Origin of the sequence: Tenacibaculum sp. 190524A02b (assembly GCF_964036645.1) — a bacterium.
In the GTDB taxonomy this organism is placed as follows: Bacteria; Bacteroidota; Bacteroidia; order Flavobacteriales; family Flavobacteriaceae; genus Polaribacter; species Polaribacter vairaonense.
This window is the reverse complement of record NZ_OZ038525.1, coordinates 3,141,366-3,164,219: the sequence shown is the minus strand read 5'-3', so window position 1 is coordinate 3,164,219 and position 22,854 is coordinate 3,141,366. Positions and strand designations below refer to the sequence as shown.

The 22,854-nt window shown below is 31.0% G+C and carries 15 protein-coding genes and 8 tRNA genes; 20 read left to right on the top strand and 3 right to left on the bottom strand.

Annotation, left to right across the window (positions count from 1 at the left end):
• Positions 1–86 precede the first annotated feature (86 nt).
• From ABNT65_RS12990 to ABNT65_RS12950, 9 genes are all read left to right on the top strand, one after another.
• Positions 87–833, top strand: coding sequence for a DUF6261 family protein (locus ABNT65_RS12990; protein WP_348746017.1), 747 nt, complete (start codon positions 87–89; stop codon positions 831–833).
• A 220-nt stretch (positions 834–1,053) separates the two neighbouring features.
• Positions 1,054–2,205 carry an ABC transporter ATP-binding protein gene (locus tag ABNT65_RS12985; protein ID WP_348746016.1) on the top strand — a complete coding sequence of 384 codons (1,152 nt, stop codon included), beginning with the start codon at positions 1,054–1,056 and terminating at the stop codon, positions 2,203–2,205.
• Between the two features lie 13 nt (positions 2,206–2,218).
• Positions 2,219–3,877, top strand: coding sequence for a hypothetical protein (locus tag ABNT65_RS12980; protein WP_348746015.1), 1,659 nt, complete (start codon positions 2,219–2,221; stop codon positions 3,875–3,877).
• Positions 3,878–4,107: 230 nt separating this feature from the next.
• The gene (locus tag ABNT65_RS12975; protein ID WP_348746014.1) at positions 4,108–4,881 is read left to right on the top strand and encodes a M90 family metallopeptidase; all 774 of its coding nucleotides are present in this window, start codon (positions 4,108–4,110) and stop codon (positions 4,879–4,881) included.
• 1,112 nt (positions 4,882–5,993) lie between these two features.
• Positions 5,994–7,385, top strand: a complete 1,392-nt coding sequence (locus tag ABNT65_RS12970) for an RtcB family protein (protein WP_348746013.1) — start codon at positions 5,994–5,996, stop codon at positions 7,383–7,385.
• 275 nt (positions 7,386–7,660) lie between these two features.
• Complete coding sequence (locus tag ABNT65_RS12965; RefSeq protein WP_348746012.1) at positions 7,661–8,203, top strand: hypothetical protein; 543 nt, start codon at positions 7,661–7,663, stop codon at positions 8,201–8,203.
• A gap of 141 nt (positions 8,204–8,344) precedes the next feature.
• Positions 8,345–9,037 (top strand): peptide chain release factor H, encoded by a 693-nt coding sequence (prfH, locus tag ABNT65_RS12960; RefSeq protein ID WP_348746011.1) that lies wholly within the window; start codon positions 8,345–8,347, stop codon positions 9,035–9,037.
• Position 9,038: 1 nt separating this feature from the next.
• Positions 9,039–9,557, top strand: a complete 519-nt coding sequence (locus ABNT65_RS12955) for a hypothetical protein (RefSeq protein ID WP_348739606.1) — start codon at positions 9,039–9,041, stop codon at positions 9,555–9,557.
• 131 nt (positions 9,558–9,688) lie between these two features.
• On the top strand, positions 9,689–10,003 hold the full coding sequence (locus ABNT65_RS12950) for a hypothetical protein (protein WP_348739605.1): 315 nt from the start codon (positions 9,689–9,691) through the stop codon (positions 10,001–10,003).
• 78 nt (positions 10,004–10,081) lie between these two features.
• Here the strand turns inward: ABNT65_RS12950 and ABNT65_RS12945 are convergent, their stop codons facing one another.
• A complete protein-coding gene (locus tag ABNT65_RS12945; RefSeq protein WP_348746010.1) occupies positions 10,082–12,613 on the bottom strand; it encodes a trypsin-like peptidase domain-containing protein in 2,532 nt (843 codons plus the stop codon).
• A 911-nt stretch (positions 12,614–13,524) separates the two neighbouring features.
• On the opposite strand from ABNT65_RS12945, the gene ABNT65_RS12940 reads away from it, so the two are divergent.
• The 10 genes from ABNT65_RS12940 (at position 13,525) to ABNT65_RS12895 (ending at position 16,901) form a co-directional block, all read left to right on the top strand.
• Positions 13,525–13,596 (top strand) — tRNA-Cys (locus ABNT65_RS12940).
• Between the two features lie 21 nt (positions 13,597–13,617).
• Positions 13,618–13,700: transfer RNA gene (locus ABNT65_RS12935), tRNA-Tyr, on the top strand.
• Positions 13,701–13,704: 4 nt separating this feature from the next.
• Positions 13,705–13,777 (top strand) — tRNA-Asp (locus ABNT65_RS12930).
• A 68-nt stretch (positions 13,778–13,845) separates the two neighbouring features.
• Positions 13,846–13,918 (top strand) — tRNA-Pro (locus tag ABNT65_RS12925).
• A gap of 104 nt (positions 13,919–14,022) precedes the next feature.
• Positions 14,023–14,096: transfer RNA gene (locus ABNT65_RS12920), tRNA-Leu, on the top strand.
• A 6-nt stretch (positions 14,097–14,102) separates the two neighbouring features.
• Positions 14,103–14,174 (top strand) — tRNA-Gln (locus ABNT65_RS12915).
• 5 nt (positions 14,175–14,179) lie between these two features.
• A tRNA-His gene (locus tag ABNT65_RS12910) sits at positions 14,180–14,252 on the top strand.
• 61 nt (positions 14,253–14,313) lie between these two features.
• On the top strand, positions 14,314–14,799 hold the full coding sequence (locus tag ABNT65_RS12905) for a ribonuclease H-like YkuK family protein (protein WP_348703590.1): 486 nt from the start codon (positions 14,314–14,316) through the stop codon (positions 14,797–14,799).
• A gap of 9 nt (positions 14,800–14,808) precedes the next feature.
• A tRNA-Arg gene (locus ABNT65_RS12900) sits at positions 14,809–14,881 on the top strand.
• 919 nt (positions 14,882–15,800) lie between these two features.
• A complete protein-coding gene (locus tag ABNT65_RS12895; RefSeq protein WP_348739601.1) occupies positions 15,801–16,901 on the top strand; it encodes a slipin family protein in 1,101 nt (366 codons plus the stop codon).
• Positions 16,902–16,927: 26 nt separating this feature from the next.
• Here ABNT65_RS12895 and ABNT65_RS12890 read toward each other — a convergent pair whose 3' ends face one another.
• Both ABNT65_RS12890 and ABNT65_RS12885 read right to left on the bottom strand, forming a co-directional pair.
• On the bottom strand, positions 16,928–19,006 hold the full coding sequence (locus ABNT65_RS12890) for a hypothetical protein (protein ID WP_348746009.1): 2,079 nt from the start codon (positions 19,004–19,006) through the stop codon (positions 16,928–16,930).
• Between the two features lie 173 nt (positions 19,007–19,179).
• Positions 19,180–21,276, bottom strand: coding sequence for a PAS domain S-box protein (locus ABNT65_RS12885; RefSeq protein WP_348746008.1), 2,097 nt, complete (start codon positions 21,274–21,276; stop codon positions 19,180–19,182).
• 217 nt (positions 21,277–21,493) lie between these two features.
• On the opposite strand from ABNT65_RS12885, the gene ABNT65_RS12880 reads away from it, so the two are divergent.
• Positions 21,494–22,801 carry a T9SS type A sorting domain-containing protein gene (locus tag ABNT65_RS12880; protein WP_348739597.1) on the top strand — a complete coding sequence of 436 codons (1,308 nt, stop codon included), beginning with the start codon at positions 21,494–21,496 and terminating at the stop codon, positions 22,799–22,801.
• Positions 22,802–22,854 lie beyond the last annotated feature (53 nt).

The window sequence follows — 22,854 nt, the reverse complement described above, 5'->3', positions numbered from 1 at the left end:
ATTACTTTAGAACCGTCTATGAATATATAAGTTGCTATATTCTTCAAAAAAAAAAAAATTAATAAACATTTTTAAAAATCAATGTTATGATAAATCTATATCTAAATCGTTACCGTCATGGTGAGTATATTCAGTACATGAGAGATGTAATAAGCCTGTTAAACAATGAAGACACAGAAGCCTTACAACTCAAAACCTACGTAAACACACTTACAGAAATTACCAACAGTGTTGATGCCGCTTATAAACAATCCAAAGCAAGCGAAATGACGCCAGAAGTAGAAGCGTTAGATACTAAAAGAGACCGTGCCATTGTAGGAATACGGAAGTTAGCCATTACCTACACATACCATTATAATGAAGTGTTAGAAGCAGCAGGTACTGCTATAACCAAAGCCATTGATATATATGGTAAAGATATTACCAAAAAAAGTTACCAAGAAGAAACCGCTATTATTAGTAGTATAGTTAAAGATATTGAAGCAAGTGCAGAACTTACGGCGGCTATAGCCACCTTAGATGCTAGTGATTGGCTGGTGGAGTTAAAGCAAAAAAATAGCGAGTTTGAAAAAAAGTATTTAGAAAGAGTAAAAGAAAGTGCTGCAAACCCATTGCAAAATGTACCCGGTTTAAGAGATGAAGGTAAGGCGACTTATAAAGAATTAATAAAAAGAATTCAAGCACATGCCATCTTATCAGATAATGCTTTATATGCAGAATTTGTAGCACAAATAGATGTATTAACCAGTAAATACAACCAAGTAGTAGACAATAGAAGCAAGAACAATACAGGTGGTGCAGAACCTGATGAAGATCCAACAGATGATGTATAAAATTTAATGATTAATTTCTAATTGAAACTGCACCTTTTTATGACTATTCGTGAATAAACAATATAAAGAAACACTTACTTTTTTTATTTCATAACAATTTTTATTAAAGTGTTTCACCATTTATAAAGTTTAACAGTAGCGAATAGTCATACTTTTTTAATACGAATAGAAATACTACATTTGCCACGGAAAATAAATTGCAACAATCAAAATATCAGTTATGTTAAGTAAGCAAGAAGCACTTATAAATGAAGGAGTATCTTACTTTAAAAGAGGAGACCATTCTTTAGGATATAGAACTTTGTTAGATGCTGCATTAAACACAGATGCCACAGAAGTTTTTAAAGAAACCATACAATTTGTAGAAACTTATGAAAGCACAGAAGAAAAAGCTACTTTACTTTCAAGAATAGAAAAATACGCAGCCTTTTTAAAAACCATACCCGTAGAAACCTCTGCACTTTTAGGAGAAGAAATATTAAACGGACAAAACCTTAGTAAAGCATATAGAAACAGCAAATTTGCATTAGGCCCTATTAATATTCAATTAAAAAAAGGAGGCATTTATGGTTTGGTAGGAGAAAACGGTAACGGAAAAACCACATTACTTACCATATTAGCCTCATTAATAAAAACCACATCAGGAAAATTAACCTATAACTTTTTAACAGAAAGCAAAGATGCATTTGATTTAAAATCAAAGCTAGTTTATATACCACAAAGAACAGACGTTTGGTATGGAAGCGTTATAGACAATTTAAAATTTGCACTGGCACACCATGGTGTAAAAGGAGAAAAAAATGAATTGCTAGTACTAATGATGATTGCTAGATTTGGTTTATGGAAATACAGAAAGTTAAAATGGAAAGAATTATCGTCAGGATATAAAATGCGTTTTGAACTGGCAAGAACCTTATTAAGACGTCCAGAAATTATTTTGTTAGATGAACCCCTAGCAAACCTTGATATTTTAGCACAGCAAGTGATTCTTGAAGACTTAAAAATGTTAGCAAAATCACATGCAAACCCCATAGCCATGGTATTTTCATCACAACAATTGTACGAAGTAGAAAAAATATCTGATGAGGTAATATATTTAAGAGACGGAAAACCATCCGAAGCTCTTGAAAAAGCAGAAGAAGATGGCAGCTTAATAGTGGAGCTAGATACTGAAAATACTAGAGAAAGTATTGAAGAACTATTCAAAGAAATAAACCTGCAAAAAGTGGAATTCAATGGAGGAGTGTACATTTTATACTTTAAGGAACCCACTACTTTTAATGACCTACTTTTAAAAATAGCTAAGGCTAACTTTAGTATAAAGTATATTAGAGACATCTCAGCATCTACCCGTCGTTATTTTGTATATTAAAAACCTATTGCTCATGAACCTTGTAAAAAAAATAAATAAATATTTACTAGAACATTATCCACTCATTTGGAATACCAGACTTCTTTGGATGGTATTGGTAGGCGCTGGCTTACACCTACTGTTTTTTATGGTAGGGTATTTTACCGTAAATACTCAAGAAGATATTTCTCAACATTATAGTTTAGAGTCTTTTTATACAGATACCTCTGTGGTATTTGTAAGCATCTTGTTTTCTATTATAATCCTACTTATTTGGATAGTGTACTACCTAAAAAACAATGCATTTAAAAGCTTTTACCAACTTAAAAAAGGAACATTGTTTATACAGTTTGGTATAATGGTGTTCATCTTTTTTTTAAATATAACTCAGTATTATTCTTTTAGAAAAGGGCTAACAGTAAGAATTAAACAAGATTATGATTGGAAGCTAGTAGATAAAGACATTAAAGCGTTTAATACAACTGCATTGTTTTTAATTCAAAAGAGTAGAAAGTATGCTATAGAAAATAAACAATACCCTAAACCTTTCCCTTTATATACGGTAGATGACTCACGTAGTAACTTAGGGTATGATGTAGATACTACCAAAGCATTCATAAAACATGAGAACAAGTATTATCAATTTTATGAATTGGATAAAAACTTGATCAAAGAAGAAAAACTAGATACAAATCTAAGTTTAGAAGAAGAACTTTTAGAAGAAGAAAATAATTTTAAGTATAGGATTGTTAAAGATGTATCTAAATACAAAAGCCATATAGAACCAACTTTATTTAACTATTCAGGAACATTGTATGGTTATGGTCAAGACTCGTTAGCGTTACAAAAGAGGTTGAAATACTATGAGAAAATATTATATGATAAAGATGAAAAAGCAATCAAAGAAAATTTAAACACGTTTCTTAAACTAGCAGAGAAATATAAAATAAAAAACAATTTAAATGTTGAAGATTGGTATCAGTTATTGGACAATGAAAACTATACCATAAGAGAATTTATTTTTGATTCAAAACCTGATATTGATGAGGTAAATAGATTAGCACCAAGGTATCAGAAAATTTTAAAAACAAGAAAAGGATATACTGAACCATTAGGGGTTACTAGTATCCCTTATTGTGATTTAGGAGAAGTCGATGCTTTGTTTAAAAATATTCATAGTGCCTATTTTAGAAGTACTCCAAAAGAACTTTTTTATGTTCACATTATTTTTGCTTTTATTCTTGGTTTATTACTGTTTCTTTTTAAAGTAACCAATATAAAAACGCTATTACTAAGTTTTGTAGCTGGAAGTATAGTGTTAATCTTTACAATTTTTATAAGTACATACGTTTCTAGATATAGTTTTTCAATGAGCAATTATTCTTCAGAGAGTATAATTTTACTTTCTATATGCATATTAATTGTAATACTATCCTTAATAAGTTTTGCGCTAAAATGGAGGAAACTAATTACGGCAATTTTATTTTCGCTAGCGCTTTTTGTAATTCCAATTATAATAGGTTTAGGAATAAGTTTGTATCGTAAGTACATAAGAGGGTTGGAACTTGAAGTAAAACCCCCATTTATGGAGTGGTTAGATATGTATAGTGGAGAGTTAGTTTTAGTTTTATGGATAATAAGCATTGCTTTTTATTCTGTAAGAATAAGACAATGGAAAGCTGAACCAGAATAGTAAGGTAAAACTTATATATGTTAGTAAAAGTGGTTTTAATAACTACTTTTGCTACTTAAGAATAAGAAAAGAAGTGTAGTATGATATATGAATATATTTTTTTGAACATGTCGGTTCGAGTGTTTTTTATGAGGTGCTAACGGAATAAAAAAATGCACAGAGAACAGTAAAATTTATACGAAAATAATACTCATAATATAACATTAAAAACAAACTAAAGCTTTCCCATTTTGATATACATACTCATTATACTAACAGTAGTAGGTTATATTGTTTATACAAATGATACCTCTAAAAGAAAAGTTGAAGTAGCACATATACCAATACCTAAACATTGGGAAGCTTTATTAGAAGAACACGTACTTTTTTACAAACGATTAAATAAAGAAGACCGCATACACTTTAAAAAAAGAATGCAAGCCTTTTTATCCTATGTAACCATTCATCCAGTTGACTTTGAGCTGGAAGATTTAGATATTTTGTTAGTCGCTTCCAGTGCGGTGATTCCTGTCTTTGGATTTGATAATTGGAACTATCCCAATATTAAAAAAGTGATTATTTATCCTGATTATTTTAATGAAGATTTAGACTATAAGGCCAAAGCAAAAAACAAAAACATAGGCGGTTTGGTAGGAAACGGTGCTTTTGACAATAAAATGATTCTATCAAGAAGGGCTTTACACCATGGATTTGCTAACAAAACCGATAAAGGAAACACAGGTATTCACGAGTTTGTACATTTATTGGATAAGTTAGACGGTAGTATAGATGGTGTACCAGAAGCACTATTACAAAACGAAAATATTTCAGCTTGGTTAGATTTGGTATATGAAAAAATGGAAGCCATTAATAAAGACCGTTCAGATATTAGAAGTTATGGAGGTACTTCTAAAGAAGAGTTCTTTGCCGTAGCAGCCGAATACTTTTTTGAAAGACCAATGCTCTTAAAAAGAAAACACCCCGAATTGTACAAGATGTTAGCACAATGTTTTATAAGAACTTAAACTTTTGTTGTTAAAACACTTTATACGATCGGTTAATTATTTTGCACTCTAAAACTTGATATTTGTGTTAGATGTCAGATTGAGCGGAGTCGAAATCTAATATAGAGAAGTAATTGAATTGTTTTCGATACATTTTTTATTCCGTTAGCACTTCATAAAAAACACTCAAACTGACAATCATAAGTTTGAATGTTCGTTTTCTTTGAGCATGCAAAGAAAATGAACAAGAAATCAATAAAAAGTAATACCCTATGACGTTTAGACTTGCAGTAGAATAAGAAAAATGATAAAGTAACTTAAGTTTAAGTTAGAAATGGTATTGCTGTTCATAATTTAAAATCAATCTAATAGGCAAAACCGAATAAAAGTACCATATTTGCGGTCAATAATTATTAATATAAAAACAAAATATAACCTATGCTAAAGCAATTTATACACATATCGGACGCCCAAAGGCGATTTTTATGCGGTTATAAATAGGTTATTGTAGTATAAAATCACAAAAAGCGTCCAAGTTTCTAAAATTTGGACGCTTTTTTTTATGAAAAAAAGCAAGTCTTTGCAAAATCAGTGGAAAGTACTACATAACTAAACCTCAAAAGGTTACTTCTCTGAAGAAATTCGGACTGGATTTCTATTTCTTGAAAACAAAGCAAAGAACTGATAATCAGTGAAATGAACCCATTTTTTTCTTGCGTAATTAAAAAATACCTTACATCTTTGCATCGCAATAAAGCAACAAAACACACGTATCGTTTTAATTACTTTATTATAATAGCTAGGGGAGTTTAGCTGATATAAAAGAAAAAAAGAAATTAAAACATACCATTAAAAACGAAGTACAATATGTTTGATAAAATAGTAAACATCTACACATCAGGAAAACAAGTAGTTTTTAGATGTCCGCTTCGTGACTTCATTTATAAATAGAACACACTATCTAATTATATGAAAAGTCCGAAGCCTAATTAAAGTTTCGGATTTTTTTATGCTATACATTACCGTTTAGTTTTCAATTTCCGAGACAATTATACAGCAAAGCTGTACGCTTTAAGCATTATGCTTTAGGCTATAAGCCTATAGCTAAAAGCATACAGCCTAAAACTAAAAAAATGGGAAAAAAACTAAAAGGAAAAGACCTAATTAATTTAGGATTTCCAAAAAACAATAGTATAAACATCGCTCTAGGGCAAATTAACCGATATAGAAAAAAAGAAAAGAAAGAACGCATTTTAGAAGAAACCAAAGACGTTTTGCTTCATCCAAAAAAATACGAAGGAAATGCGATATGGGGGAAAGTTGCAGAAGGTTTAATAAAACCAGTAGAAGTTAAAATGCATCAATTAAGAAATACAAGAGCACCGTTTTCAATTTATGGAGAAAATGAAATTGATGACCAAGCTAAGTATCAGCTTTACGACGCCTTAAAGTTACCAATAGCAGTGCAAGGCGCATTAATGCCAGACGCACACTCGGGATACGGTTTGCCCATTGGAGGTGTTTTAGCAACAGAAAATGCAGTAATTCCATACGGAGTTGGGTTAGATATTGGCTGTAGAATGGCACTCAGTATATTTCCAATGAAAGCTTCCTATATAAAAGGAAAGCAACACCAAATGGTAAATATACTTTCAGAACATACCAAGTTTGGAATGTATGAAACACACGCTAAAAAACAAGATCATGAAATATTTGAGCGTGCTGAATTTAAAGAGATTCCTTTGATAAAACGTTTAAAAACCAAAGCATACAATCAATTAGGAAGTTCAGGAGGCGGAAACCATTTTGTAGAATTTGGAATTGTAAACATAACAGATGAGAACAATGAATTTAATGTACCAGTAGGTGAGTATGTAGGCTTGTTATCACATAGTGGAAGTAGAGGTTTAGGCGCAAACATAGCCAAACATTATACTTATTTAGCAAGTAAACAATGTCCGCTACCAAAAAATGTACAACATTTAGCGTGGTTGGATATGAATACGCATGATGGACAAGAATATTGGATGGCTATGAATTTAGCAGGTGATTATGCCAAAGCTTGTCATGATAACATTCACCAACGAATTGCAAAATTGTTAGGCGTAAAACCTTTAACAATGATTGAAAACCATCACAATTTTGCATGGAAAGAGCAAGTAAACGGTGTAGAGCGTATTGTACATAGAAAAGGAGCAACACCAGCTAGTAAAGGCGAATTAGGAATTATTCCGGGATCTATGGTAGCACCAGGTTATATTGTTCGAGGCTTGGGAAATCAAGAAAGCTTACAATCGGCATCACACGGAGCAGGACGAAAACATTCAAGAAGAAAATGCAAAGAGAAGTTTACAAAAAGCGATATCAAGCATCAATTAAATAGGAATGAAGTAACCTTAATTGGAGGTGGTGTTGATGAAGCCCCAATGGCGTATAAAAACATCAAAAAAGTAATGGCAAACCAACAAGAATTAGTAGAGGTAGTTGGCACTTTTACGCCTAAGATTGTGAGAATGGATAGGTAGTTAATGTAACAATTTGAAAGTTGGATAATGTAGCAATGAGTTTAAAACTTAAATCCATTTTCTGTCTGTTCGAGTAATTTTTCGAAGTAAAACGTAGAAAAATTGTATCGAGAACTATATAAAAAGTATAACCGTCATTATGATGAGTGAAACGCAGAGAAGAAGTAATCTGCTAGTTGACTAACTGATTACTTCTTTTACCCATAAAGACAAAAGTAAAACCAAAAACTAAAAGCAAACAGCCAAAGGCTAATTAGCTAAAAACATAAAAAACTATGAGAACAAATCATAATACAAAAAGATACGGAGAATTGTGGCCTGATTACCGAATAGAATTAGGTTTAGAAATATTAAAAAAATTAAAACAATGGATTATCATTTCAGGAGGATGGGCATGGCATTTCATGTCAGAAATGAATCATAAAGAATATAAACACGCACACGATCATAAAGACATAGACATCTTTGTGAATCCTAAAAATGTAGGGATTGTAATGCAAATTCTTTTAGAAGAAGGATTTGAGAAAGTTTGGACACGTTACGACCGTTTGCAAAGTGATGAAAACTTTAGGAGATATGAAAAAATAGCATGGTTACCCACAGGAAAAGAAGTAAGAGTAACTATTGATTTTTTTGAATCTAAAAACCTAAAAAGTGTTCAAGTAAATGGATGGAACGTTGTAGAACCAAAAACATTACTCAGCTTTTATTCAAACATTCATTCTAGTGATAAATGTTGGGCGGTAAAAGGAGCCTTACAACTCTTAGGAAAAGGAGAAAATCCAGTAGGAAATCCATTGTTATCTAAAATGCCCTAGCAGAAATATATTGTCACTTCGAGTGAAATTTTTTAGAATGAAATGGAGAAAAATTTTGTATCGAGAAGATATAGAATTGTTTGATAAAGTTTCATTCTCATTCGATTAAAATCATTTGAATTGATATCTGCTAAACATAAAATGGAAATAAAAATAATACAATTAACCGCAGGCCGTGGTCCTGCGGAATGCACTTGGGTTGTAGCCAAGGTTTTAAAAACGTTCATTGAAAAACTAATAGAAAATAACATTGCCTACACTATTCTTCAAAAAGAAAATGGAGTAGAAAATGGTACGATACAGTCCGTAACATTACAACTAAAAGGAAAAGAATTAACTCCTTTTTTAAAAGAATGGTTAGGTACTATTCAGTGGATTGGTAAATCTGCATTCAGAAAATACCACAAACGTAGTAACTGGTTTATTGGTTGTTTTGAATTGCCACTTATAAAAGAACAAACCATACAAGAAAAAGATATCGAATTTCAAGCAATTAGAAGTTCAGGTTCCGGAGGACAACATGTAAATAAAGTAAGTTCAGCAATAAGAGCAAAACATGTTCCAACAGGGATTCAGGTATTGGTTTCAGAAAGTAGATCGCAGCATCAAAATAAAAAAATAGCGATACAACGATTGAAAGAACAAGTAGCAAATCATAACATAATACAGTTACAAAACAGTGTTAAACAAGAATGGGAAAACCATTTGAACTTACAAAGAGGGAATCCTATAAAAATATTTACAGGAACCGATTTTAAAGTTCAAAAGAAAAAGAAAAACTATAAATCAAAACGAAGTCAATTAAAAAACGACTTGCGAAAACAATTAGAATAAAATGGCAACATTAGTAAACAATTATATATTCAAGGCATTAGATGCATATCCGTATGATTTGGAAGAAGCAGTAGAAGCTTTAAACTATGCATTGTCTTATGATGAAAAAAACACAACAGCACTAACTTTATTAGGAAGAATACATGCTGAGGTATTAAAAGATTTTGAAAAAGCTAAAGGCTATTATGCAGAAGCTTTAGCAGAAAATATGCATGCTTTTGAAGTGTATCCACACTATATCAACGTACTGTTATGGAATGAGGATATAGAAGAAGCTAAAAAACTAATAGCATTTGCATTAACTGTAAAAGGAGTAGATAAAGCAGTTCTTTATGTAGGCAAAGCACATTTATATGAGCAGTTGAAAAAGTATAAAAAAGCCTTGGAAGCATTAAAACAAGCAAAGCTACATACATATAACAATGACTACTTGTATACTATAGATAGTGCAAAAGATCGTATAAAAAGGAAGGTTCCTAAGAAAAAGAAAAACAATTGTAAAAAGAAGAAGAAAAAATAACACGCTTAGAAGTAAAAGAGCTGTGTAATTAAGAAAAGAAACGTCGTAAAAAAGGGGAGAATTGCTAAGAAATAAGTAAGAAAAATATTTTAAAAGAAAAAGAATAAATTATTAAATAAAAATAGAAGAAGATGAGACAAGAAGTATTACAAAGATTTTTACAAGGAACAGACCACACGGGAAGATTTGTAGTAAAATCAAAAGTTACAGGCATAACGTATTATGTAGAACCCATAGATAATGGTAAACCCGATAAGTTATGGGGAGATTTAGACCCTGCTACTAAAAAGCTTACAGGCGATTACGGTAATGTAAGAAGAGGAGCTGTAAAAGAGGTCGATTCTATGATTACCAAAGAAAATGGATTTGTAAATATCGACACTTTTAAAGGAAGTCCTTTGGCTGAAATTGACCGAAGAGATAAAGTTTATGAGAGTAAAAGGTAATTACTTAATGCAGTATCCAAAATTCAAAAGCTCTCTTGATATGTTAAGAGAGCTTTTTCTTTTAATTCAAATAGGGCTTTATTCTATAATAAAACGTTTGGTTGTTTTAGTAAACTCATTTTCTAATTTCAGAATATAAATTCCTGTGTTCAATTTGCTTACATTGATAGCTTTACTGTTGTTTAAAGTACCGTTGTCTAATACTTGACCAAGAATATTAATTACTGAATATTTAGCTCCTGAAATATCCTTACTAGGACCAACTAATTTTAAGTAGTTCCCTTTTTGTATAGGGTTTGGAGCTAACTGAAGTGAAGAGAATAAACCTTCATCTTCATTACCAATTCTGTCAATTCTAGTACCAAAAGAAGCAACCTCGAAAGTAGATTGCGTACAAGAACCTTCGTAAATTTTTACATTAGAGAAGGTAGAATTATTTCCAGAACCAGCATCATTATCATTTATAAATACTAATCTATCCATAGTACCTGTATAAGAATCTCCAACTGGAATTACATATGTTTTGGTACCACCAGCATAATTGTCAAAGTTAGTAACACCATAGTTTTGAGTACCATGTACTTTGAAATATCTAGATGAAGTTAATGAATTATCATTTTCAAAACCTACTCCATGAATTTCTCCCTCTGAAGTACTACTAAACTGGAATTCAATAACAGTATTAGCAGTTACAGTGTAATTGTATGAAATATATTTCCAAGTATTGTTAGTTAAATTTAGAGAGGCACCACCACTACCTACTGAATAATCTCCAGCAGAATCTTGATTAGAGAAAGAAGTAATAGTATAATCATTAAAGTTTAAAGTGCTACACCCTGGATCAGGATCACCACCACCATCAGTACTTAAAGAAATAGCATCAATAGCAATATCACTAGACCAACTTGATCCAGTAGTACCAACAAAACGTAACTTTAATTTAGCTTGTCCTAAATACGAAGCTAAATTTACAGAAACAGCATTCCATTGATTCCCTTGATTTCCAGATAAAGACCATAAAGAAGTCCAAGAAGAACCCTCATTAGTAGAAGCTTCTAATTTTAAGGAACCAACACTTGTTCCATACATATGATTTTGGAACTTAAAAGTAGCTTGAGACTGACCTGATAAGTTGAAACATGGACTCTCTAAAATAGCGGTAGCATTAGCACCAATTTGTCCAGTACTTCCGTTTGTAGAAGCTTCTAAGAACATATAGTAAGAACCATTAGCCCCAGAGCTTGGTCCTGTGTTTGAAGATGGAGTTCCAGAAGCATCTCTAACCCAATTTCCATCATCACCAGTAGCTTGTGTCCAACCATCATTAGACTCAAAACTTTCATTGTAAGGAAAAGAACTTACGGTAGAACTACACCCAGTTGGATCAGGGTCACCACCACCAGTACCATCAACACCATTTGCAGGCATATCAGAGCCAATAGCATTAATTAAATTATCACATCTACCATACGATCCATTAGGGCATCCACCTGTGTTATGAATAGCAATTACCAAATTAGAATTGTAATCTAAAACAGGAGAACCTGAACTTCCTCCTTCAGTATCTGCATAATATCTAACTTGTTGTCCAGAGCCTGATGAACTTTGATATACTCTAGAGAAACCACCAGCAGTAGCATCTGTGTCCGTTTTTACAGAAATCTCTTTTCTTCTTCCTCCTGGATGTTGTGGAATATAAATTCTATCTCCAGCAGCTGGAATAGCAGAACTTAAACTTAAATATCCATAGGTATTTGTTGGGTTTACAGGTAATTTAACCAACGTGTAATCTAAACTTGAGTTAGTTTTAATAAAAGTAGCAGAAGAAGCAACTACGTCTGTAGTAGCATTACTAGTACCTGCACAATTTGAATGTTGATAGTTAAACATGTAATCAGTATTTTGTGCAGCAGAAGCAGAGCCAATGCAATGATTGTTAGTCATTAAGTTACCTTCGCTTCCTAATAACCATCCGGTACATAAAGAGCTACCACCAATTAGTAATCTACATACAGCTTTTGCTTTTTCAAACATCTCAGTTCCATTGTAACAAACAATTGCTTCCTTGTTATCAGCAGAACAAATTGAACGTTGTTGTTGATCAGCCATCAATTGTTTTTGGATTTTTTCTTCACTAAATCCGTAAGCTACTTTTTTAATCTCAAAACCTTTATGAGATCCTATTTTACCAGAAGAGTATAGTTTTACAACTACTTTATCATCTAGCATAACTCTAGACCAGAAATCACTAATCATATTAAGTTCTTGGTCAATAATTTTTCCTTTTCCACCATAAAGAATGGATTCTTTACTTTTAGCGCCTGAAATTTCTACGTAATCTCCTGGAGCAAGATCAAAATTTTCAAAATACAATTTGATGTATGAAGCATTTTTAGAGAAGAATTCTTTTTCATACACTAGAGCTTTTGTTCCATCTTTGGTAGATTTTCCTTGGAGCTTCTGTTGAACTAATGTCTGATACTTTTTTTGAGTTAAGTCAACATTTACGTCAAATTCTTCTCCAACCTTTAAGATAGATTGTGCATTTAAGTGAAATGCACAGGCGAATAGGGTGGCTAAAGCCACCACTTTTTGAAGGGTTTTTTTCATTTTTTGAATGTTTGGTTGTTAATTATTCAGCAACTAAATTAATGAAAAAGAATGTATTGTTGCGAATAATTTAATTAAAATTGTAAAAAATAATATATAATTTAATCTTTGTGTTAATTATTTTATTGCGTTTTAGTAGCGTTTACAAGGGGTGTAAGGAAATGAGTGAATTTAAATTTTTTAAAAGGAATTAAAAAATAGAAATGGTTTAAAACTAGTGTATTGTGTAATAAAAGCTGTATTATTGCAGTATTAATAAACAAATGAGTACACAAAATATACATAGAAGTAAGCAATTAGAACTTTGTTCGTATGATTTTCGACCAACAATTTGGCGAAAAGGAGGCTATGTATATCAATATTTGAATATGATTTAGATAAAAAACATTAAAAACAACTATAAATACAAGCGTCCAATTTTAATTGGACGCTTTTTTTATGAAAAATTTTCATGAAAAATGTTAGACTAAGAAATTAACAAAATAAAAAGATAAAAACAGAAAGCAATTGAGAGACAGACTTTTGTATAAGTGTTTAAAATCCGTTAAATAACGGATAGGGATTCTATTGTCTGTTTTCTATTTAATTAACTGAAAATCAATAAAATAAATTTATTTTTTTCTTGTGAGATTAAAAAATACCTTTCATATTTGCACCGTCAAAACAAATGAAATAAACGACATTAAATAATAAAAGTATTTTAAATAAATAATAAAATGAAACAGTATTTACAACATAATAGAGCACATCATATAGAATTTCGTTCGCCGAAATATGATCTACTGATATGTAGTAAAGATCCAATCATTTTTAAAAGGGAGATAAACTATGAAGCTATAAGTTAATTATTGATTCATAGTAAAAACTAGAAGCATCTCCTCAACAAGGAGATGCTTTTTTTATGTGACAAAGACAAGGTGGCAGAATGGTAAGGCAGCGGACTGCAACTCCGTTTTTTATGAGTTCGATTCTCATTCTTGTCTCTAGTATTAAAATATAACAAAGGAAGTGTTGAGCAAATGGTTGGCTCGGCAGACTGTAACTCTGTTCTCTTCGGAGCTTGTAGGTTCAAGTTCTACCACTTCCACTAAAGTACTGTAGCGTAACGGTTAGCGCGTCCGACTGTCTCTCGGAAAGTTGCGGGTTCGAATCCCGTCAGTACTGCAAAAGTATTGACGTGGAGAGAAGTTTATCCTGAGCGAAGACGAAGGGAATCCCGTCAGTACTGCAAACTGGGAAGATAACGATTGGTTGTTTACCTGCTTTGGATGCAGGAGGTTGTAGGTTCGAGTCCTGCTTCCCAGACAATACCTAGAAAGGAGTGTGTATTAATGGCAAGCAGTTCATCAGTTTTCAGTGAGCAGTACACTACTGTAAGCTGATTACTGGGAAACTGCAAACTTAAAAATACAGGAATGGCGGAACAGGTATACGCATCTGGTTTAGAATCAGAATTTTGAGAGTTCGAATCTCTCTTCCTGTACAAATGAAACCTGTGATGTAATGGTTAGCATATAAGATTTTGATTCTTATTGTATAGGTTCAAATCCTATCAGGTTTACAAATGGTGGCTTTAGTTTATTTGGTAAAACGCCTCACTGTGGATGAGAAGAATAGGGTTCGATTCCCGAAGTCACCCAAAAAGGAAGTTAAATTCCTGTTAGTTATGTGAATAAAAGTGTAATTTGAAAAGAAAAATAATGGAAGTAGTACAACAAAAATGGAGAAATTTTAAAGGGAAGTTATTTGAAAAGCCCATTACAGAAATCGTAGAGAATGCAATTGTAAAAGAGCAAGAAGCAGGATACCGTTTAAAAATTTGTGTAGGTTCAGATTCACAAGGATATAAATCTCATACAGCTTATGCTACAGCGGTTGTAGTATTAAGAGAAGGAAAAGGTGGTTTTATGTTTATAAGAAGTTATAAAGAAGCTAAAAAAATAGGCATAAAAGAAAGAATGCTCAAAGAGGTTGCTATGTCTGTAGAAGTAGCTTATGCAATCTGTGATTTGTTAAATAAATATAATGTTGAATTAGAAGTGCATGCTGATATTAATACAGATGCTAAGTTTCAATCAAATGTAGCTTTAAAAGAGGCAATGGGTTATATTTTAGGTATGGGCTTTGAATTTAAAGCCAAGCCTTTTGCCTTTGCAAGCTCCTCTTGTGCAGATAGAGTGGTGTAAAAAAGAAAAAGGAATATAGTTTAATTGGATAAAACATTGGAGTACGATTCCAAAAATATGAGTTCAAGTCTTATTATTCCTGCAAATTCTAAAAAAAATAAAAATATTTTAAAGTACGCAAAAAGACTGCGTAAAATGAAGTAATATTTGCATTGTAATTGAAAAAGAACGTCGTAAACGTGGGAGAATTGCAAAGAAAAAGATAATTCCTCATCATACTAAAAACTATGATGAGGCAAGTAAAAAATAATAAGTTATAAATAATATCAAGCAAGTCTTGTTGTGTGTTTCTGTATAGCACCATTGTATACATTCATGCAGTTTTGTATTTGATTTGTATGTGCAACTTGACTTGAAGGTTAGGATGTTTTCCAAAAATATCCACATCTATGTACGAAGGTTCGAATCCTTCCATAACGAAAGTTATGTAGCTAAGTCTGGTATAGTAATAGGTTTTTAATTCGTGTAGGTTCGAGTCCTACTGCCTTTTAAGGTATGGCGGAAATGGTAGACGCGCTAGATTTCGGTTCTAGTGAATTCAGGCACTTTAAATGTCTGTTTTTTAGCACAGGTTTGATTCCTGTCAAAGCCACCAAAAATAGGCTTTGTAGCTCAGTTGGTTAGAGCACCATGCGCATAACATGGGATAATCAAAACTTGAAGTATTCAGGTTCTACGTAAGCATCGTAGTTTTTTAAGCACATCATCTTGTAAAACTGATGAGAGAAAAGTATTGGGTGTTTAATGAGTTTTTTAATAAACACTTATAAAAGAGCTTTGAAATGCTAGCTTTTGAATTTGTAGAGGTATTGATGTTGGTTGAATTTGATGTAGTTTACAATTAAATAATCATCCATTTTTCCAATAAAATATCGATTATTTTTAAAACTAGTAGTTCCGTTGTTTTAGAAGCATTAACATGCAATACTTTCTATTAAAAAGAACAAATAATTCCGTAAGGAAAATGTGATAAAAGAAGTTTCATTAAAAACAAAAGAAAAATGAAAAGAGTTAGAATTAACCAAGGAAAAGTTGGATTGGTATTTAAAAATGGAGACTATTTAAAAGCCATAACTAAAGGTGTACACTGGTTAAAATGGAATGAAAGTGTATTACCTTTTGATATAACTAAAGATTTTTACGCACCAGTAGCTTTAGATATTTTACTAACAGATGAGACATTAATAAATATGTTAGATGTGGTTGAGGTAAAGGATAATGAGTTAGTTTTTGTATATGAAAATGATAACTTTAAGCGCGTGCTTGAGGCTGGAAGGTATGTGTTTTGGAAAGGATTAATTAATAGAACGTTTCAAAGAATAGATATTAGTAAAATTTACATAACAGAAACTATTGATAAATCACTATTTAAAAACTATGCTGTAGCCAAATATATTAAAGAGTTTGAAGTAACAGCCTATGAAAAAGCAGTATTATTAGTAGATGATGTACATACTAAAACCTTAACGGGAGGTACGTATAGATTCTGGAGAAATAATACTTCAATTAAAATAGCAAAAGTTGATACTAGACGATTACAATTAGAAATTTCTGGACAAGAGTTATTGACCAAAGACAAAGCAACGATTCGTATTAACTTCTATACACAGTATAAGGTAATTGATGTAGAGAAGGCTTTGTTAGAGAATAAAGAATATGAGAAGCAATTATACATTGCTATGCAGTTAATTTTAAGAGCTTATGTAGGAACCTATTCTTTGGATGAATTACTAGAAAAGAAAGAAGATATTGCAACAGAGGTTTTAAAAGAAATAAAAGATAAAGCAACTGTGTTAGGAGTAAAAGTAATTACTTGTGGAATTAGAGATGTTATTTTAACTGGTGAAATGAAAGAAATTATGAATCAAGTTTTAGTAGCTCAAAAAAGAGCACAGGCCAATATAATTACTAGAAGAGAAGAAACAGCCTCAACTAGAAGTTTATTAAATACTGCTAAGTTGATGGAAAATAATGAAATGTTGTTTAAATTAAAAGAAATGGAATATGTAGAGAAAATTGCCGATAAAATTGGAGAAATTACGGTGTCTGGTAATGGAAATATGGTAAAACAGTTAAAAGAAATTTTTGCTGTAAATAAATAAAAGTCCCCATTTTGGGACTTTTATCTTTAAGGAATCACTATTTTTTTAGTGTAGGTAGAATTTTCTTTAGTAACTACTTTACAAATATATATACCTGACTTTATTTTATGAGAGCTAATTGATAGCGCTATATTTTGTAGATTTTTTGCACTATATTTTTCGGTAAACGTATAACTTGTATTATCTAAAATATTAATAAGCTGGATTTTGGTTATAGCTTGTGATTTTGTTTTGATGTGTACTTCTTTTAGAAGTTTATTGAAATAAACAGTTATCGCTTTTTTATCCTCATATTGTTTAGCGAGAAGTGTTTTAGTTACATTTTTTTTATAAACTATAAGATCGTTTTTATGCCAATCTTCATAAAAATAATCTAGCTGATTTCCTTCGGTATCTTCAATGATAATACCATCTAATTCTTGGCCATTTTTTATAATAAAACTAATGTTTTTATCAGAAGCCAAATTAGCATTTGATATGGTGATATTTGCAATGTTATATTTTATATAGGAGTTAATTTTCACCTGCTCTCTAGCTTTCCAATAGGCTCCAAAATCACCCATTTCTTGAAAATGAATTTCTTTAGGTAAATAGGAGATTAATAATTTTTGAGCGTCAAGTTTGTATTTCCTATTTGGATGGATTAACACAACTGTAGGCGCACCATTGGCATTGGTTTTTTCAATAACTCTAAGCCATGTGTTTACTTTATCAGTATAATTATTTTCGTTTATAGGTACTTCTTTAAAAACATCAGAAACTGTTACAGGAAGCTCATAAACGTTAGAAGTTATTCCACTAAATTTTCTGTCTTTTTTATTTTGATAAGGAAAATGTGTAAGTACATCATTGGCACTGTTACTAGAGTTGTATTCATAATTTAAAGCTTCTAAAACATTGACTAATTTGTCTGGATAGGCTAAATGTCCAGAACGAAAAATATTGATAGATTGTTGAAAATCTGCTTCCAATATATTTTTAGAAATTTCACATTCAGCAAAAACATTTCCACCAGTAGTTTTTGTTCCATCATTATATGGATTGTAACTTTCCTTAGTATTACCAGATTCGCCCATTGGAAAAATAGTAGCATTTGCAAAATCGGGGAAATGTCCAACAGAGTGAGAACCTATCACATGACCTTGGTTTAAAATTCCATTTATTTCGGAATCTCTATCGTTGTAGAAATCGGAATTTAAAGCATCAGAAAAATAACGAACCGTAACATTATATGTAGCTGAGATTTTCATTTTCTTTTCATAATTAGTAAAAAAAGCTAAAGTATCCATAGCAGAAGAGCTATCAAGATCATGAGTAATCATAAGTGTTGAGCTAGAGTTTCCAGAGCTTGTATGTTTCCATAGTAAATTAGGAGTGTGTTGGCATGCAAAACTTCGTATTAAAAGCATAATTACATCTGAGGTAGGTTCAAATCCATTGCCACTAATTCTTTGTGCTTCATAATCTCTATTAAGTTGATTTCTAAGAATAACATCTTTCCAAGAAAAGCCAAAACTATACGTATAACCTTCTTCATAACTGTTTTTGAAAACTGCAACTTTTCCGTTAGAATAATAACCTAAAGGAATAGCTGTATTTAGCTTAAAACTAAGTGTTTTAAAAATAGGAGAGTCTTTTTTTCTAGAGAATGAAATTTGTTTTTCATAATCTTCGTCCAACCAATCATAGCAACTTGAAGAAGGATCTTTTAAAAAACTAATGCAAAAATTAGTTTTTGATTCCTGATAATTTGAAATGCCAAATAAAGAAAAAAGTTCTGGATCCATAATGTATGGTGCTATTAATATTCCGCCTTTAGAAACATAATTGCGAAGTAAATTTTTCTCTTCTGTTGTTAGTGATTTTTTATTTAGGTTACAGGAAAAGAAAATAATAGCGTATTCCATTGCTTTTTGTATGTCATCAGTTATTAAATAATTTACCCCTGTTATTTTGAGTATATGCTCTGCAGAAAAAAGTTTGCCATCATTATACTCATTATTTCTGATGCTTAAATCAAATAAAGCAATACTCCTTTTTTGAGTGGATTGACTTATAATAATCTGTGTTGTAATCAAGGAAAGAATTAGAAATAAAGTTTTCATAAAAAAATAGTTTTTCGATAGCTATGCATTTTAGCTAATGATTAAATTTTTTAGTTGAAAAAGTTATCTAACTAGTAAATAGATTTGAATAGGGTATTATTTTAATTGGTGTTAGTATTTTGTTGTATTAAAGATAGTTAAAATAAAAAGATTGGTAAGTAGTATGATTAGGTTTATTTAGGAAGTGTAAAATAAAAAGTAGTGCCTTTGTTTAATTTAGAGGTTACCCAAACATCACCACCATACATATCAACAATTTTTTTAACAATAGACAATCCAATACCTGTTGAATCTTCATTAGCCTCCAAAGACTGAAATATTTCGAAAATCTTTTTATAATATTTATCAGAAATTCCTATGCCATTATCTTCAATACTAAATTGCCAATGGTCTTTTTTTTCCATACAATCAATAATAATAATACCCTTTTCTTTATCATTATATTTTATAGCATTACTTACCAAGTTTTGAAATAGTTGGTGTATTTTAAATTTGTCTACTTTTAATTTAGGTAGTTTATTTTTAATAGTTAAAGAAATATGTTCTGGTATGTATATAGTTTCAATAAGATCACTTACTAAAAGTTGTATATCAGTTACTTTTTTAGCTTTCCCTACTTGTTCTATACTGGCATATTTTAAAATACCGTTGATCAAGTGATCCATTTTATCAATTTTTTTTAATACTAAATTTAAGTTTTCTTCAATTTCTTGATTAAGGTTTTTATCATTTTCTTCTTTAATCCAATTAATCAAAGCATCCATACTTCGTAAAGGTGATTTTAAATCGTGCGATACTACGTGTGCAAAGTCCTTAAGTTCTTTATTACTTTGAGTTAAATTTTTTAAGAGTTCTTTATTTTTTTTATCCGTTTCAACAAGTAGTTGTAAGTTAAGCGCATTTTTTAATTGTGTTGCTGCTAAATTGGCAATAGTTTCTAATGTTTTTAAATGGTACTCAGTAAAAAAATTCATACTAGAATGCTCAGAATCTAAGACACCAATTACTTCGTTATTTGCAATTATAGGTACAGAAATTTCGGATAATCGTTTACTATCGTCTGTAATATATCTAATATCTTCAGCAGTATTATTTACAATTTCAGAAATTCCAGTATGGGCTACATGTCCCACAATGCCATCACCAATAGAAATTTCCATAGGATTCTTTATAGTTCCATCTGTATTTACTTTATTACCATAAGCAGCAATTTGTTTTAGTCTACCAGTTTTATAATTCAACAAATAAATCACAAAGTCTTCAAAACCTAATAATTTGGTAATGTTAGAGGTAATTTCCCAAGCAATTTCATAGATACCAGTTTTGGTTAGTATAGAAGACATTAAACTGTTTAGTGCTTTTAGTAAAGCTTCATTTTGTAGTTCTTCTGTAATATTTTCAATAATAGTAACTTGATATTTTTTTGTTTTACTATTAGATTTAACGTTGGATACGTTGGTTTTTGCCCAAATGGTTTTTCCGTATTTTGTTTTGTAGCGCTTGTTAGCTGAATAATGGTTAATTTCACCATTATTTAGTTGTTGTTTTAACCTAAAGGTAGTTTCGTTATCCTCTTTTACAGCAAGCTCATTAATGTTTATATTCAATAATTCCTTTTCGGTATAATTTAAAAGGGCTAAAAAGGCTTTGTTGGCTTTTACAATTTTTTCTTTTTCAGATAGTACAATACCTAAAGAAGAGTTTTCAAAAATAGTATTCAGTTGGTTTTTCTGCTCTTCAAAAACTTGTTGATGAAGTTTTTGTTTGGTAATATCCCTTAATATTCCTTGTGCAAGTGTGGGTTCATTATTAGCATCATAGATAACATTACAATTAATATCTACCCATTTTAAATCACCATTTTTATTGTAAACCCTTGCTTGGAAGTTTCTAAAAGTACCATTCTCTAAAAACTCTTGAAAAGAAGTCATAGCATATTCTACATCATCGCTGTATAAAGTATTCATGACATTAAATGGTGCCTCTTCATTATTAAAACCATAAAATTCTACAGCAGCTTTATTCATTTTTAAAACATTACCATATAAATCCATTAATATATACGGATCAATAATTGTTTTAAATAAGTTGTTAAGCTCAATTTCCTTCTCGTTAATAACTTTAGACAGGGTTTTATTGGTTTCTTCAAGTTCAAGATTTTTATTGTAAAGGTCTATAGATTTTTGTCGCATTAATAGTTCAGCTTCTTTACGTGCTGTTCTTTCTTGCGCAAGAGACTCTTCTAAAGATTGTATCTTGTTTTCATTCATTTTAGTGAAAATATTACTCCCCTGTTGTTACTATTTTAAAGCCTTTTATAAGTATAGTTTAGCCTAGAAAATTGGCAGTGTTTAAATTACTAAAAAAAAAGCAAGTTTAATAATATTTTTTTCAGGAAAATAACTGTTAAAAAACCGCGTTATAATCGGGTAAGTACTATTTTTAATTTAATTATAGTATAAAAATCACCCCTTAAATTATTCATAAATGAAAAAAACATTACTTTTTTTAATGCTGCAATTGGCATTTATAACAATTGCAAAAGCACAGACGTACCCAATAGAAATTCATGCAAACAATAGAGTGGCCTCTTTACAAATGCCAGTTTCTGAATATAATAGTTGGAAAGTTGATGACGGTTTTGGTACAAGAGCGGTAAGAGAAGCTTTATTTAAAGATATTTATAGCAAATTTAATGACGATTTTGATTTTATCTTTTTAGTACTGAATGAAGAAAAGAAACCAGACAATCTACCGTTTGGAAGATTGATAAAGGTGTCTAATGATATTGAAGGTCTAGGGATGAATAAGTATAATAACGGAAGTCGTTACGGTTCTTCAGGAAAGTTAAAATCGGTAATGCAATTAACGCAAATCAACTTTTTAAGAAATGGTCCTTCTTTGCATGAGTTAATGCATAATTGGGGTAATTTTGGGATTGAAACACATGCAGTACAATCTGCTGGAACTAACCTTACATCTACTCGTTATATACCACATTGGGGATTTACTGGTGGAAACACAAAAGGACAGTTAGGAGGTTTTAAGCAAAGTACTTTAGTTGATAAAGGAAATGGAGCCTATTCAGTTGAATCATTTGGACAAAATGCTAATGGAGGAAATAGTGTTCCATTTAATGAATTAGAGTTATACTTAATGGGGATGATTCCTGCTTCAGAAGTAACAAATTTTGATGTATTTACTAACATAACTTCCGTTGCGGTAAATAATGGGGTTTTTGATTTTGAAGCGTCTAATAGAACCACTTTTACTCCTGCTTTACTAGAGAGTGAAATGGGTAAAAGGGTTCCTTCATCAACTACTTCACAAAAAGAATTTAAGTTGTTGGTAATAGCATTAACTGATGAGCCATTAACTACAGCACAATGGAATTTATTAGATGATCATGCAGAAAAATTTGGAAGAAAAGGATCAGACGGTACTTCTTCGTATAATTTTTGGGAAGCTACTAATGGAAAAGGGTCTATGGAAATAGCCAATTTACAGAATAGTGTAAAAGTATTAAGTGTAGAAGATACCGTATTAAATAATGCGATTACAATTTACCCAAATCCTGTAAAAGATAAGTTTTTAGTAGACGTTACTGATAAAACTATTGAAGTAGCGCAAATTTCCTTATATGATGCAATTGGTAAAGAAGTAGCAGATTTTAGTATGATGGCAACACAAGAGGCTATAGAAATTAATGTAGCTAAATATAATGCAGGATTATACTTTTTAAAAGTAAAGAGTAAAGAAGGAGGAACGTCAGTTAAAAAGCTATTTATAGAGTAAAATTTTAACCTTGAATTCATACTGCAGAGGTGCAGGGTATATTTATTTTTAGA

Coding starts and splice junctions, on each gene's coding strand:
- ABNT65_RS12895 (WP_348739601.1), top strand. CDS start 15,801: ATGAAAAGAGTTAGAATTAACCAAGGAAAAGTTGGATTGGTATTTAAA.
- ABNT65_RS12885 (WP_348746008.1), bottom strand. CDS start 21,276: ATGAATGAAAACAAGATACAATCTTTAGAAGAGTCTCTTGCGCAAGAA.
- ABNT65_RS12880 (WP_348739597.1), top strand. CDS start 21,494: ATGAAAAAAACATTACTTTTTTTAATGCTGCAATTGGCATTTATAACA.
- ABNT65_RS12955 (WP_348739606.1), top strand. CDS start 9,039: ATGGCAACATTAGTAAACAATTATATATTCAAGGCATTAGATGCATAT.
- ABNT65_RS12890 (WP_348746009.1), bottom strand. CDS start 19,006: ATGAAAACTTTATTTCTAATTCTTTCCTTGATTACAACACAGATTATT.
- ABNT65_RS12985 (WP_348746016.1), top strand. CDS start 1,054: ATGTTAAGTAAGCAAGAAGCACTTATAAATGAAGGAGTATCTTACTTT.
- ABNT65_RS12980 (WP_348746015.1), top strand. CDS start 2,219: ATGAACCTTGTAAAAAAAATAAATAAATATTTACTAGAACATTATCCA.
- ABNT65_RS12945 (WP_348746010.1), bottom strand. CDS start 12,613: ATGAAAAAAACCCTTCAAAAAGTGGTGGCTTTAGCCACCCTATTCGCC.
- ABNT65_RS12950 (WP_348739605.1), top strand. CDS start 9,689: ATGAGACAAGAAGTATTACAAAGATTTTTACAAGGAACAGACCACACG.
- ABNT65_RS12905 (WP_348703590.1), top strand. CDS start 14,314: ATGGAAGTAGTACAACAAAAATGGAGAAATTTTAAAGGGAAGTTATTT.
- ABNT65_RS12965 (WP_348746012.1), top strand. CDS start 7,661: ATGAGAACAAATCATAATACAAAAAGATACGGAGAATTGTGGCCTGAT.
- prfH (WP_348746011.1), top strand. CDS start 8,345: ATGGAAATAAAAATAATACAATTAACCGCAGGCCGTGGTCCTGCGGAA.
- ABNT65_RS12990 (WP_348746017.1), top strand. CDS start 87: ATGATAAATCTATATCTAAATCGTTACCGTCATGGTGAGTATATTCAG.
- ABNT65_RS12970 (WP_348746013.1), top strand. CDS start 5,994: ATGGGAAAAAAACTAAAAGGAAAAGACCTAATTAATTTAGGATTTCCA.